This window comes from Bradyrhizobium sp. RT6a, assembly GCF_040547675.1.
Taxonomy (GTDB): Bacteria; Pseudomonadota; Alphaproteobacteria; order Rhizobiales; family Xanthobacteraceae; genus Bradyrhizobium.
The window spans coordinates 223378-236185 of sequence record NZ_JBEPQC010000007.1 but is presented as its reverse complement, the minus strand read 5'-3'; the positions used below and the strand labels follow the sequence as shown (position 1 = coordinate 236185).

The 12808-nt window shown below is 65.1% G+C and carries 12 protein-coding genes; 7 read left to right on the top strand and 5 right to left on the bottom strand.

All coding sequences use genetic code 11. The features are described 5' to 3' along the window. Positions 1–25: 25 nt before the first annotated feature. Positions 26–952: a methyltransferase domain-containing protein gene (locus tag ABIC03_RS30460; protein WP_354063552.1), complete on the bottom strand. Its 927-nt coding sequence runs from the start codon at positions 950–952 to the stop codon at positions 26–28. 66 nt (positions 953–1018) lie between these two features. Between ABIC03_RS30460 and ABIC03_RS30455 the strand changes: the two genes are divergently transcribed. From ABIC03_RS30455 to ABIC03_RS30435, 5 genes are all read left to right on the top strand, one after another. After that, a complete protein-coding gene (locus tag ABIC03_RS30455) occupies positions 1019–2056 on the top strand; it encodes a ligase-associated DNA damage response exonuclease (RefSeq protein WP_354063704.1) in 1038 nt (345 codons plus the stop codon). Then, positions 2053–3930, top strand: a complete 1878-nt coding sequence (locus ABIC03_RS30450) for a cisplatin damage response ATP-dependent DNA ligase (RefSeq protein ID WP_354063550.1) — start codon at positions 2053–2055, stop codon at positions 3928–3930. Before ABIC03_RS30455 ends, ABIC03_RS30450 begins: the two co-directional genes overlap by 4 nt. 121 nt (positions 3931–4051) lie before the next feature. After that, entirely contained in the window at positions 4052–4354 is a 303-nt protein-coding gene (locus ABIC03_RS30445) for a DUF6460 domain-containing protein (protein ID WP_275174596.1), read from the top strand. Positions 4355–4432: 78 nt separating this feature from the next. Next, positions 4433–5167: an MBL fold metallo-hydrolase gene (locus ABIC03_RS30440; protein WP_354063548.1), complete on the top strand. Its 735-nt coding sequence runs from the start codon at positions 4433–4435 to the stop codon at positions 5165–5167. A 1-nt stretch (position 5168) separates the two neighbouring features. After that, the gene (locus ABIC03_RS30435; RefSeq protein ID WP_354063546.1) at positions 5169–6500 is read left to right on the top strand and encodes an MATE family efflux transporter; all 1332 of its coding nucleotides are present in this window, start codon (positions 5169–5171) and stop codon (positions 6498–6500) included. Between the two features lie 99 nt (positions 6501–6599). Here the strand turns inward: ABIC03_RS30435 and ABIC03_RS30430 are convergent, their stop codons facing one another. Next, positions 6600–7697, bottom strand: a complete 1098-nt coding sequence (locus ABIC03_RS30430) for a quinone-dependent dihydroorotate dehydrogenase (RefSeq protein WP_275174599.1) — start codon at positions 7695–7697, stop codon at positions 6600–6602. After that, positions 7694–8038 carry a DUF952 domain-containing protein gene (locus tag ABIC03_RS30425; RefSeq protein WP_275174600.1) on the bottom strand — a complete coding sequence of 115 codons (345 nt, stop codon included), beginning with the start codon at positions 8036–8038 and terminating at the stop codon, positions 7694–7696. Before ABIC03_RS30425 ends, ABIC03_RS30430 begins: the two co-directional genes overlap by 4 nt. 204 nt (positions 8039–8242) lie before the next feature. Between ABIC03_RS30425 and ABIC03_RS30420 the strand changes: the two genes are divergently transcribed. Next, positions 8243–8896 (top strand): S24 family peptidase, encoded by a 654-nt coding sequence (locus ABIC03_RS30420; RefSeq protein WP_354063544.1) that lies wholly within the window; start codon positions 8243–8245, stop codon positions 8894–8896. Positions 8897–8989: 93 nt separating this feature from the next. Continuing rightward, positions 8990–9736: a carbonic anhydrase gene (locus tag ABIC03_RS30415; RefSeq protein WP_275174606.1), complete on the top strand. Its 747-nt coding sequence runs from the start codon at positions 8990–8992 to the stop codon at positions 9734–9736. Between the two features lie 196 nt (positions 9737–9932). On the opposite strand, the gene ABIC03_RS30410 is transcribed toward ABIC03_RS30415, so the two are convergent. Both ABIC03_RS30410 and ABIC03_RS30405 read right to left on the bottom strand, forming a co-directional pair. After that, positions 9933–11576, bottom strand: coding sequence for a lysine--tRNA ligase (locus ABIC03_RS30410; protein WP_027570003.1), 1644 nt, complete (start codon positions 11574–11576; stop codon positions 9933–9935). Positions 11577–11792: 216 nt separating this feature from the next. Beyond that, entirely contained in the window at positions 11793–12728 is a 936-nt protein-coding gene (locus ABIC03_RS30405; protein WP_354063541.1) for a transporter substrate-binding domain-containing protein, read from the bottom strand. Between the last annotated feature and the right edge of the window lie 80 nt (positions 12729–12808).

The window sequence follows — 12808 nt, the reverse complement described above, 5'->3', positions numbered from 1 at the left end:
AATGCGCCGCGTATAGCGCCTAAACTCAAGTTTTCTCGGCGACAACGACGAGGCCGCGCACCGGCTCGTTGTTCTCGATGCGTGGCGAGGCCTGCTCCAACGTGAGGAGCTTGAGGCCGGCCTGTGCCATCGCATCGCGCACATATTCCGCCGAATGGGCATAGCGCAGGCCTTCGCCGAGAACGATGCCGCTGCCGTTATGGGTCTCCAGCGTGAACGCAAGAACGCCACCGGGCGCGAGCACGCGCCCGGCTTCGCCGAGCACCGGCGTGAGATCGGGGAGATAAACGAACGCATCGGCAGCAACGACAAGGTTTGCGCTCGCATCGCTCCTGCTGCGCAGGCCTTCGATCATGTCGGCGACTTCGAGCTCGGCATAGAGGCCGGTTGCGCGCGCCTCCTTGACCATGCCGGGCGACAGATCGATGCCGATGAACTGGTCGACCTGTTTTGCGAAGGCGGCGGCCGCCAGCCCCGTACCGCAGCCGAGATCGATGGCGCGCTTGAACAGGGCGGGCTTTTTCGCGGCGACGCGGGCAGCCACCACCGCCTTGAAGATCAACGACGGCGCTCGATAGCCGAGATCGTTGATCAGCACGTGCTCGAAGCGCGGCGCGTATTGATCGAACAAGGCCTGCACATAGGCCTTGGGCATCTCGGACAATTGCGCGTCGCCGAGGCGTATCAGATGCAAATGGGCGCCATGCTGATCGCTCGGGTCGGCCTCGCGCGATTTGCGAAAGGCCGCAATGGCCTTGTCGCGCTCGCCGAGTTGCGCGCGGATTTCGCCGAGCGTGAACCAGGCCGAGGTGAAATTCGGCGCAAGCTCGATGGTCTGCTCCAGCAGGTCGGCGGCGGCCGCCAGATCGCCCTTGAGCTGGAGATCGCGCGCGAACTCGAAGCGGCGGTCGGCCATGAGATCGCCGGAGGTCAGGAACAGGCGCAGGGGCATTGTGGGGAACCAGGGAACGAAGCGATGATGACTCGAAGATGCGGGGTCGCAACCTATATAACAGGCATGCGTCCGCAAGACATCCTGCTGCCAGTTGCCGCCGGCCTATGCTGCAAGCCGGGCGGCTTCCATATCGACCCTGTCCGCCCGGTCGAGCGGGCCGTGATCACCCACGGCCATTCCGACCATGCCCGCGCCGGCCACGGCGCGGTGCTGGCGACGCAGGAAACGCTCGACATGATGCGGCTGCGCTATGGCGAGAATTTTGCCGGCTCGACGCAGGCGATCCGCTATGGCGAGGAGATCCGGCTCGGCGATGTCCGCGTGAAGTTTCATCCGGCCGGCCATGTGCTCGGTTCGGCGCAGGTCGCGGTCACCTGCAAGGACACCTGCATCGTCGCCTCCGGCGACTACAAGGATGCGCCCGACCCGACCTGCACGCCGTTCGAGCTCGTGCCCTGCGACGTCTTCATCACCGAGGCGACGTTCGGCCTGCCGGTGTTTCGCCATGGCGGCGCGGCCGACGAGGTCAAGAAGCTGCTGGCGTCGGTGGCGCTGTTTCCGGAGCGCGCGCATCTCGTCGGGGCCTATTCGCTCGGCAAGGCGCAGCGCGTGATCGCGCTGCTGCGCCAAGCCGGTTACGACGCGCCGATCTATCTGCATGGCGCGATGGAGAAGATCACGCATTACTATCAGAGCCGCGGGATCGAGCTCGGCGAGTTGCGGCCGGTGAAGGGTGTGAAGAAGGCGGCGCTCGCCGGCACCATCACGCTGGCGCCGCCCTCTGCGACATCCGATCTCTGGACCCGCCGGTTTCCCGATCCCGTCACGGCCTTCGCCTCCGGCTGGATGCGGGTGCGCGCCCGCGCGCGGCAACGCGGCATCGAGCTGCCGCTGGTGATCTCGGATCACGCCGATTGGGACGGCCTCACCGCCACGATCGCGGCGACCGGTGCCGGCGAGATCTGGGTCACCCACGGCCAGGAAGACGCGCTGGTGCATTGGTGCCAAAGCAAGGGTTTGCAGGCCCGGCCGCTCGATCTGGTCGGCTATGGCGACGAGGAGGAGACCGAGACCCCGCTCGCTGACGAGGCCGAAGCATGAACCGCTTCGCCGAACTGCTCGACCGCCTCGCCTACGAGCCCGGCCGCAACAACAAGCTGCGCCTGATCACCAGCTATTTTCGCGAGGTCGCCGATCCCGACCGCGGCTACGCGCTGGCCGCGCTGACCGGCGCGCTGAGCTTCAAGCACGCCAAGCCCGCGCTGATCCGCGACCTCATCGCCTCGCGCACCGATCCGGTGCTGTTCGGGCTGTCGTACGACTATGTTGGCGATCTCTCGGAGACGGTGGCGCTGATGTGGCCGAAGCGGAGCGCAAGCAACGACGAGTCTTTTCCGAGCCACCCCTCTCCCCCGCCCTCCCCCACAAGGGGGGAGGGAGCCCAGTTGCGCGCGCCGCTGTCAGTGAGCGCGACAACTGACAGCCATTTCCAAAGTGATGGACGCACGGCTCTCTCCGTTCCCTCCCCCCTTGTGGGGGAGGGTCAGGGAGGGGGGTACCGCGGGCGAGATGCCAGCGATGCTCTCCATCCGAGCAACCACAACAACCCACCTCCCCCAACCCTCACCGAGGTCGTCACCACGCTGCGCACGCTCGGCAAGACCGATCTGCCGAAGCAGCTCGAGCGCTGGCTCGACGAGCTGGATGAGACCGGCCGCTGGGCGCTGTTGAAGCTCGTCACCGGGGCGTTGCGCATCGGCATCTCCGCGCGCCTTGCAAAGACCGCGGCCGCAGCACTCGGCGACAAGGACCCGCATGAGGTCGAGCTGATCTGGCCCGGTCTCGCGCCGCCCTATCTGGACCTGTTCGCCTGGCTGGAAGGTCGCGGCGACAAGCCGGTCAATCGCGATCCCGCGCCGTTCCGTCCCGTCATGCTGGCGCACGCGATCGAGGACACCGATTTCGCCGCGCTCGATCCTGCCGACTACATCGCCGAATGGAAATGGGACGGCATCCGCGTGCAGGCGGTGGCCGGCCGCGATGAGCATGGCCACATCACCGCGCGGCTCTATTCGCGCACCGGCGAGGACATCACGGGAAGCTTTCCGGACCTCGTGCCATCGTTGCGGCTACTCGGCGCCATCGACGGCGAGCTCCTGATTCTGCGCGAAGGGCGTGTGCAGAGTTTCAACGTTCTGCAACAGCGGCTCAACCGCAAGGTCGTGTCTCCGAAGCTGATCAAAGAGTTTCCGATTCACCTGCGCGCCTACGATCTGCTCGGCGACGAGGAGAACGATCTGCGCGAATTGCCGTTCGCGGAGCGTCGCGAGCGGCTGGAGATTTTCATCGGCAAGCTTGATGATCCCCGCATCGATCTCTCGCCCACCGTGCCCTTCGCAACCTGGGAGGCCTTGACCGCCGCACGCGCCGATCCTGCCAGCGCCGGTGCGGGCGAAGACGCGGACGCCGTCGAAGGCGTGATGCTGAAGCGGCGCGATGCCCCCTATCTGCCGGGACGGCCGAAGGGACAGTGGTGGAAGTGGAAGCGCGATCCGCACATCATCGACGCCGTGCTGATGTACGCGCAGCGCGGCCATGGCAAGCGCTCGTCCTTCTATTCCGACTACACCTTTGGCGTCTGGACTGAAGGCGACAACGGCGACGAGCTGGTGCCGGTCGGAAAAGCCTATTTCGGCTTCACTGACGAGGAGCTGCTCCAGATCGACCGCTTCGTGCGTCGCAATACCACCGAAAAATTCGGCCCCGTCCGCCACGTCGTGCACGAGGGCGATAAGGGGCTGGTGCTGGAGGTCGCCTTCGAGGGGCTGCAGCGCTCGCCGCGGCACAAATCCGGCGTCGCGATGCGCTTTCCCCGGATCAGCCGGCTGCGCTGGGACAAGCCGCCGCGGGAGGCCGACCGGCTGGAAACGCTGGAAAAGATGCTGAAAGCGGAGGCGGCGGAGATTGAGGCTTAAGAAGCCTTGGGCATGCGCTTGCCCGCATTAAAATCCCGTAAGCCGATTGACGCGCCGCTGCGGGTTCCCCATGTCCCCCGCCTTGCCCTATGATAGGGTCGAATCCGCTGAGGAGTTTGAGATGGCCCACGACGTCAGAGATTTGCCGGCCGGCCGCACTGACGGCCTGAACCGCTTTCTCGGCGGCTCGCCGCTGGCGGTCGCGTTTCGCCTGGTGCTGCTCTCGATCCTCGTCGGCGTCGTGCTGGCGGCGATCGGCTTCGATCCCTGGAATATTCTCTACAGCATTCGTCTCTTGTTTCAGCGGCTGTGGGATCTCGGCTTCGACACCGTGAACTGGCTGTGGCGCTACTTCCTGCTCGGCGCTGTCATCGTGATTCCGATCTGGCTGCTGATGCGCGTTTTCGGCGCGCCCCGCAGGTAAGTCGTTACTTTTGAGCATGATCTTGTCGGAAAACCGCTTCACACTTTTCCGGATCATGCTCTAGGGAGCTGGCGGCCGATGCAATTGCGCTTTGTCGGCTGCGGCGACGCCTTCGGATCCGGCGGCAGGCTCAACACCTGCTTCCACGTCTCGGGGCGCGAGGCCAACTTCCTGATCGATTGCGGCGCGTCGGCTTTGCCGGCGCTGAAGCGGCTCGAGATCGACTGCAATGAGATCGATCTCATCCTGATCACGCATTTCCACGGCGACCATTTTGCCGGGCTGCCGTTTGTCCTGCTCGACGCGCAATTCTCGCGGCGAACGCGGCCGCTCACGATCGCCGGCCCCAAAGGCATCGAGACCCGGCTGCGTGCGGTGATGGAGGCTCTGTTCGAGCATTCATCCAAGACGGAACAGCGTTTCGAGCTGTCGGTCGTCGAGCTCGCGCCGGAGCAGAGCCAAAGCTTCGGCGCGGTGACGGTGACGCCCTACCCCGTCGTGCACGGTGAATCCGGCGGACCGTTCCTCGCCTATCGCATCGAAGCGGAAGGCCGCACGCTGGCCTACAGCGCCGATACCGAATGGACGGAGACGCTCATTCCGCTGGCGCATGGCACCGACCTTTTCATCGCCGAAGCCTATATGTACGAGAAGGTGGTCAAGAATCACCTCGGCCTGAAGACCTTGGAACAGCATCTTCCCGAAATCGGCGCGAAACGCCTCGTCCTCACCCATATGAGCGAAGACGTGCTGTCGCGCCTCGACGACATCGCCCATCTCGCCGCCGAAGACGGCATGGTGCTCGTGTTCTGACATGCACGCACCCGTTCACTTGAAGATCGGTTCCCGTCAGGTCTTCGCCATCGCAGGCCCCGCGATGGTCGCGAACCTCACCACGCCGCTGATCGGCGTGGTCTCGACCACCGCGATCGGACGGCTGGACGACGCCGCTCTGCTCGGCGGTGTCGCCATCGCGTCCGTCATCTTCGATTGCCTGTTCTGGCTGTTCGGCTTCCTGCGCATGAGCACACTCGCTTTCACGGCGCAGGCGCTCGGCGCCGGCGAGACGCGCGAGCTGACCGCGATCCTGGTGCGCGGCTTCATCGTCGCCGGCCTGATCGGCATGGCCCTGATCGCGCTCCAACTGCCGCTGGCCGCCGTGCTGTTCGACCTGATGGGCGGCAGCGAAGGCGTCACGCGCGCGGCAAAAACCTACTTCGTGATTCGGATCTGGTCGGCGCCGCTGGCGCTCGCCAATTACGTCATCCTCGGCTGGCTGGTCGGCCAGGCGCGCGCCAATCCGGCGCTCGCGCTCCAGGTTGTCATCAATCTCGTCAACGCGGCGGCGACGATCCTGCTGGTGCTGGTCTACGACACCGGCATCGCGGGCGCTGCGATCGCGGCGCTGCTGTCTGAAGCGGCCGGATTCGGGCTCGGCGTGATGGTCTGCCGCCGTTATGCGGACGGCGGGTTCGCGGTGCCATACGCAGAGCTGTTCGACCGGGCCAAGCTGATGCGGCTCTTGGCGGTGAATTCCGACATCCTGATCCGCACCGCGGCGCTGATCGCCGTGTTTCTGTTTTTCACCGCCAAGGGCGCGCGGGCCGGCGACGTCACGCTGGCCGCCAATTCCGTGCTCAACAATTTTCTGCTGGTCAGCGCCTTCTTCCTCGATGGTCTTGCCAACGCAGCCCAGCAGCTTTGCGGCCGTACGCTCGGCGCCCGCGACGCCAGGGGATTTGCGGATTCGACCCGGCTGGTGCTGCTATGGGGGCTGGGCTTCGCGCTGGTCGTGTCCGCGCTGTTCGCGCTGTTTGGGCCGAACTTGATCGATTTCATGACGGCGAGCGAAGCCGTCCGTCGCGGCGCGCGGGAATTCCTGCCGTTCGTCGTGCTCGCGCCCATTCCCGGCGTGTTCGCCTTCGGCTTCGACGGCATCTATATCGGTGCGACCTGGGCGCGCGAGATGCGCAATCTGATGCTGGCCTCGCTCGCGATCTTCCTCGCCACATGGTGGGCGCTGCAATCGTTTGGCAATGCCGGGCTGTGGAGCGCGCTGATCGCCTCCTACGTCTCGCGCGGCGGCTTGCAGGCCGCGCGCTATCCGGCGCTGTACAGGAAGACGTTTTTGAAGCAGTCGCTGTAACTCGTAGCCCGGATGGAGCGAAAGCGTAATCCGGGGCCTTCGCGTCCGCGGATAGAATCCCGGCTTGCGCTTCGCTCCATCCGGGCTACGCGCGAAGAGCTACATCCCCGGCCAGGCTTCCGCCGTCAAAGTGGCTGCGTCAGAGCCGACGATCTCGGAGAGAGAATCCCGCCCGGTGCGCAATAGGGTCGAGGTGAGGTCGCGCTTGATTTCGTCGACGAGGCCGAGGCCCTTGTAGACGAGCGACGAATAGAGCTGGATCAGGCTCGCGCCGGCGCGGATTTTCGTCAGCGCGGCGCCGCCCGAATCCACGCCGCCGACGCCGATCAGGGGGAATGCGCCCTCGACGCGCACATAGGTCTCGGCGACCATCCGCGTCGACAGCCGGAACAGCGGCCGGCCGGACAGGCCGCCCTGCTCCTTCGCGCGCATCTCCTCGCGCAGCGTGCTCGGCCGCGCGATCGTCGTGTTCGACACGATCATGCCGTCGACCCGGCGCGAGCGCGCGACCTGCACGACGTCATCGAGCTGGGCGAGGCTCAAATCCGGCGCGATCTTGAGCAGCACCGGCGTATCGCCGGCGCTCTCGCGCACCCGCTCGCGCGCGTCGATCACCCTGGCGAGGAGATCGTCGAGCAGCGCGCCTTCCTGCAGATTACGCAGGCCCGGCGTGTTCGGCGAGGACACGTTGACGGTGAAATAGCTCGCGACCGGCGCAAAGGTCTCGATCAGCTTAACGTAATCATTGACCCGATCGGGCGAATCCTTGTTGGCGCCGACATTGACGCCGACGATGCCGCCGTGCTGCGCGCGCGCCGCGAGCCGGCGCAGGGCTGTCTCCGCGCCGTCATTGTTGAAGCCCATGCGGTTGATCACGGCCTCGTCGCGCTCGAGGCGAAACAGCCGCGGTCGCGGATTGCCGCTTTGCGGCTTCGGCGTCACCGAGCCGATCTCGACGAAGCCGAAGCCGAGCCGCAGCAGCGCATCCGGCACTTCGGCACTCTTGTCGAAACCCGCGGCCATGCCGATCGGATTGGGGAAGTTGAGCCCGAACGCACGCACCGCAAGCTTGGGATCATCAGCGTGCGGCTTGCCCGGCGGCAGGAAGCGCAGGCCCTGGATCGCGAGGCGATGCGCATCCTCGGGATCGAGCCAGCGCAACACCGGCAGTGAGAGAGCGTCGAAGGCGCGGATCACGGGGCAAGCTCCGGAACGTCGTGGCCGCCGTCGGAGCGCGTGTTGAGGTTCATCACGGCAATCACCGCGCCGAGATCGAGCTCGCCATAGAGATGCGGAAACAGCTCCTCATTGCGCGAACGCTCCCAGCGCAATGCGCTGCCGAGCGCATCGCCGTCGACCTCGACCAGGAACAGCGCGCGCTGCCCGACATAATGCTTCTGCAGGGTCTCGGGAACCTGGGCAGCGGTGGAGAAATGGATGAATCCGTCGCGCGAATCGTCCGCGCTGCCGCGGTAGACACCCTGCCGTTCCGCCTCGCGCCAGGCCGAGGCCGGACAGATTTTGTAGATCTTGACCACCGCTTACGCAGCCCTGTTTGCCCGTGGAGACAGCTCTTTGAGTCTCTTGGGGATTTTCGTCTCTCGTGGGTCTTTAAATCCCGGGCGGGACCGTAAAGGCCACCCCTGCCGAACTCAAGACTTAGACGCCGCCTCTTGCACGAAAAGCGGAAAACCGGTTGATTTGAGGATAGTTTTCCTGAGTTGCGACGGGCTGGACCTTCCATGGTCAAGCAGGCCAAAGCGCAGAGGATGCTCACCCACGACCAGATCTGGGGTGCACTGGATCGGCTGGCGGAGCGTGCCGGGCTGTCGCCGTCCGGCCTAGCCAAGCGCGCCGGGCTCGATCCCACCACCTTCAACAAGTCCAAGCGCGTCACCTCCGACGGCCGCGAGCGCTGGCCGTCGACCGAATCGATCGCGAAAGCGCTGGCGGCGGCAGATTCCTCGATCAACACCTTTGCCAGGCTGGTCGGCGACGACGCCGGCGGCGGCCGCTCGGTGCCGCTGCTCGGCTTCGCGCTGGCAGGCGCGAGCGGCGCCTTCGACGAGTCCGGCTTTCCCGTCGGCAAGGGCTGGACCGAATTTGCCCTTCCCGCCGCCGAGGGCAACCACAACTTCGCGCTGCAGATTACCGGCGAAGCGCTTGCACCCGCCTATCGCGACGGCGACATCATCCTGGTCGCGCCCGGCGCGCCGATCCACAAAGGGGATCGCGTAGTGGTGAAGACTAGGGCGGGCGAGGTGACGGTGGCGACGCTGAAGCGCCGCACGGCAAAGGCTCTGGATTTGCAGCCGCTCGATACCTCCCAGACCGAGCGGACGATGGCAGCGAGCGAGGTCGGCTGGATCGCGCGGATCGTGTGGGCAAGCCAGTGATCGCGTCTCGCCTGGCAGCCTTGCGACTCAGCATCTCTCTCGCATAGGTTGCCGCCACTCATTGCCGAGCAAATTCATGTTAGGGGGAATATGATGAATCGCCGTCACGCATTGAAGGCCCTCGCGGGTCTTGCGCTTTGTCCGCTCTGCAAGCCGGCCTTCGCCGCCGAAGGTGCGCATTGGAGCTATGAAGGCGCCGGCGCCAAATGGGGCGAGCTCGACGCGGCCAACAAGGCCTGCGCGGTCGGCCTGCAACAATCGCCGATCGACATCGAGGCGACGGTCAAATCGCAATTGCCCGCGCTGAAGCTGAACTGGGGCAAGAGCGCCGACACCATCGTCAACAACGGGCACACGATCCAGCTCAACTTCAGCGAGGGCAGCACGCTCACGCTGGGCGACGTCAAATACAAGTTGCTCCAGGTGCATTTCCACCGCCCGAGCGAGCACATGATCGGCGGCAAGAATTTTCCGATGGAGGCGCATTTCGTCCACCGCAACGAGGCCGGCGGGCTCGCCGTGGTCGGCGTGCTGATGGCCGAGGGCAAGCCGAACCCGGCCTTCGGCAAGATCGTCAAGACCATGCCGGCCGCGGAAGGCCCCGCCGTGAAGGCGGATACGACCATCGATCCCCACGCCATGCTGCCCACGAGGCTCAGCTACTTCCGCTATCCCGGCTCGCTGACGACGCCGCCCTGTTCGGAAGTGGTCGAATGGCTGCTGCTGACCAACCCGATCCAGGTGTCGGCCACCGACGTCGCCGCGTTCGCAAAGCTCTATCCGATGAACGCGCGCCCGGTGCAGAAGGACAACCGCCGCTACGTGCTGCGCTCGATCTGAGCGGGGGCTGAAGGTCCGAACCCAACCAAATTGTCGTCCCGGCGAAGGCCGGGACCCATAACCACAGGGAGAAGTTGGGCGGAGGATCGAAGTTGCGCTTCGGTACGACGACCGTCGCTACCCGACAGATCACGCGGTATGGGTCCCGGCCTTCGCCGGGACGACGTGGTAGAAACATCCCGTTCCTACAACACCGCTACGCACTCCGGGCCAGCGCGCCGTCGATCATGTTCACCGCATTCTGCACGCCATACACCGCGACGAAGGAGCCGAAGCGCGGGCCCTTTTCCTGGCCGAGCAGCACCTGGTAGAGCATGTTGAACCAGTCGAGTGTCACGCCGGGACGGCCGTCCTTGCCCTTCTTGACCTGATCGAGGAACGGCTCGCGGCGGCCGATCTCGTAGACGACGTTCTGGATGTCCTCGGCCGAAGCGTCCTGCGGAAGCTGCGATAATGCATCCCGCAAATCCTGCAGCGCCGCGCGCTCGGTCTCGGTCGGTTCGCGGAAGGTCTTCGTCGGCGCGACGAAGTCGCGATAATAATTGATGGCATAGCCGACCATTGCGTCGAGCTTGGGATGCGTCTGCGGGCTCACGCCGGGCCGATAGCGGCCAATGAAACCCCACAGCGTCTCGGCATTCTCCGCATTCGACGACGACACCAGCGTCAGCAAGAGCTGGAACGTGACGGGCATGTCGAACTTCGGCGGATGGCCGCTATGGACGTGCCAGACCGGATTGCCGAGCTGCTGCTTGGCGTCCTGCTTGGCAAAACCGTCGATGAACTGCTGGTAGTCGTCGACGTTGCGCGGGATGACGTCGAAATACAGCCGCTTGGCCGCCTTCGGCTCGCGATACATGAACAGCGACAGCGATTCCGGCGAGGCGTAACGCAGCCATTCGTCGATGGTGAGGCCGTTGCCCTTCGACTTCGAGATCTTCTGGCCCTTGTCGTCGAGGAAGAGCTCGTAGTTGAAACCTTCCGGCGGCGTGGCGCCGAGCGCCCTCGCGATCGCGCCGGAGAGTTTGACCGAGTCGATCAGATCCTTGCCGGCCATCTCGTAATCGACGCCGAGCGCGACCCAGCGCATCGCCCAGTCGGCCTTCCATTGGCACTTGACGTTGCCGCCGGTGACGGGCGTCTCGACTTCCTGGTTGGTATCGGGATCGAGATAGGTCACCGTGCCGGCTGCAACGTCGCGGCGGATCATCGGCACCTGGAGCACGACACCCGTGGTCTTGCTGATCGGCAGAAACGGCGAATAGGTCGCGCGGCGGTCGGGTCCGAGCGTGGGCAGGATGATCGCCATCACCTTGTCGTAGGCAGCTAACATCTTGAGCAGCGTCGCGTCGAAACGGCCGGACGTATAATAGTCGGTCGAGCTCGCGAATTCGTAGTCGAAGCCGAAATGATCGAGGAAGGCGCGCAGCCGCGCATTGTTGTGGTGCCCGAACGACGGGTACTCGTTGGAGAACGGATCCGGCACGCGCGTCAGCGGCTTGCCGAGATGCGCGGCCAGCATCTCCTTGTTCGGCACGTTGTCGGGCACTTTCCGAAACCCGTCCATGTCGTCGGAGAACGCGAGCAGGCGCGTCTTGATCTTGTTCTCGGTCAGCACATGAAAAGCGTGCCGCACCATCGAGGTGCGCGCCACCTCGCCGAAGGTGCCGATATGCGGCAGGCCTGATGGCCCGTAGCCGGTCTCGAACAGCACCTCGTCCTTCGGGCTTTTCTTCAGCCGCGCGACAATGGCCTTCGCCTGCTCGAACGGCCAGGCGTTGGATTGTTCGGCGAGCGCACGCAGATCGCTCGGGTTCGCGGCAAGATCGATAACGGACATCTAAGGGGCCTCCGGGCCGCGGAAAATAGCGATTTCCGGGCAGAATGCAATTTTGCGGGGCGGGCAACCGCACCCACCGTCATTGCGAGCCACCGGGTCCGCGCAAAGCGCGGCCCGATGACAGGCTCCGCGAAGCAATCCAGAATCTTTCCGCAGAAACAGCCTGGATTGCTTCGTCGCTGCGCTCCTCGCAATGACGACGAGGAGCCAGCGAAGCTAAAACGGGCTCACCGAGAAATACCGCAGCCACAAATCCGTGTAGCGGCCCTTTTCCCAGACGCGAAACATCGCCCAGTTCAGGGCCTGACGCAGCACGTCGTTGCCCTTGCGCACGGCGATGCCGATGCCTTCGCCGAAGAAACGGCTCTCGACGAAGGGACCGCCGGAGAAGGCGCAGCAATCGCCGGAATCGGTGCCGTTGATCCAGAACGCGAGCGCGATGGCATCGCCGAAGATGAAATCGACCTCGCCCTTGCGCAAGGCGGCGCGCACGGCATCGTCGTTGGGATAGGAGTGCAGTTCGGCGTCCGTGAACATCGCCTTGAGATAGGCTTCATGCGCGGAGCCGGCGATGACGCCGACCTTCTTGCCTTCGAGATATTCGGGCCTGATCTCCGGCATCACTGCGTCCTTGCGCGAAGCGAAGCGCGCCGGCACGCGATAATAGGGATCGGTGAAGTCGACCCGGGCGCGGAGCTGCGGGCTCACCGCCATCGAGGCGATGATGGCGTCGCCGCGGTTGGAGGCGAGTGCATCCACCAGCGTCTCGAAGCGGCGCATTTGCACCGTGCAGGTGACCTTGATCTCCTCGCAGAGAGCGCGGGCGAAGTCGACGTTGAAGCCGGCGGGATTGCCGTCGGCGCCGGTATAGTTGAACGGCGGATAGTCGGTCTCGGTCAGGAAACGGATCACGGTCAGGCGCGACAAATCCGGCCGCTCCGGCCGCCGCCGCGGGTCCCAGAAGCCCGGCACGGCCTGCGGCGCCGCCTGGGGCGCGACCTGAGGTGAGGCTTGCGGCGCCGCTGGGGGCTGCTTGGCCGGGGCCTGCGCCTGCGCGCATGGCGCAGCAGCGAGCAGGCAGACGCCGGCGACCAGCCCGGTCAGCAAGCCACGGGCGGATTTGGACGATTTCGCCTGTTGCGATGGAGCCATCGGCTGAAAATGAACGAATTTCGTTGGGATCGGAGGGCCTTATAGCCCATCCGGCCGGGAACGCGAGCGCGGATTGCAGC

Coding starts and splice junctions, on each gene's coding strand:
- ABIC03_RS30460 (WP_354063552.1), bottom strand. CDS start 952: ATGCCCCTGCGCCTGTTCCTGACCTCCGGCGATCTCATGGCCGACCGC.
- ABIC03_RS30455 (WP_354063704.1), top strand. CDS start 1,019: ATGCGTCCGCAAGACATCCTGCTGCCAGTTGCCGCCGGCCTATGCTGC.
- ABIC03_RS30450 (WP_354063550.1), top strand. CDS start 2,053: ATGAACCGCTTCGCCGAACTGCTCGACCGCCTCGCCTACGAGCCCGGC.
- ABIC03_RS30445 (WP_275174596.1), top strand. CDS start 4,052: ATGGCCCACGACGTCAGAGATTTGCCGGCCGGCCGCACTGACGGCCTG.
- ABIC03_RS30440 (WP_354063548.1), top strand. CDS start 4,433: ATGCAATTGCGCTTTGTCGGCTGCGGCGACGCCTTCGGATCCGGCGGC.
- ABIC03_RS30435 (WP_354063546.1), top strand. CDS start 5,169: ATGCACGCACCCGTTCACTTGAAGATCGGTTCCCGTCAGGTCTTCGCC.
- ABIC03_RS30420 (WP_354063544.1), top strand. CDS start 8,243: ATGGTCAAGCAGGCCAAAGCGCAGAGGATGCTCACCCACGACCAGATC.
- ABIC03_RS30415 (WP_275174606.1), top strand. CDS start 8,990: ATGAATCGCCGTCACGCATTGAAGGCCCTCGCGGGTCTTGCGCTTTGT.
- ABIC03_RS30410 (WP_027570003.1), bottom strand. CDS start 11,576: ATGTCCGTTATCGATCTTGCCGCGAACCCGAGCGATCTGCGTGCGCTC.
- ABIC03_RS30405 (WP_354063541.1), bottom strand. CDS start 12,728: ATGGCTCCATCGCAACAGGCGAAATCGTCCAAATCCGCCCGTGGCTTG.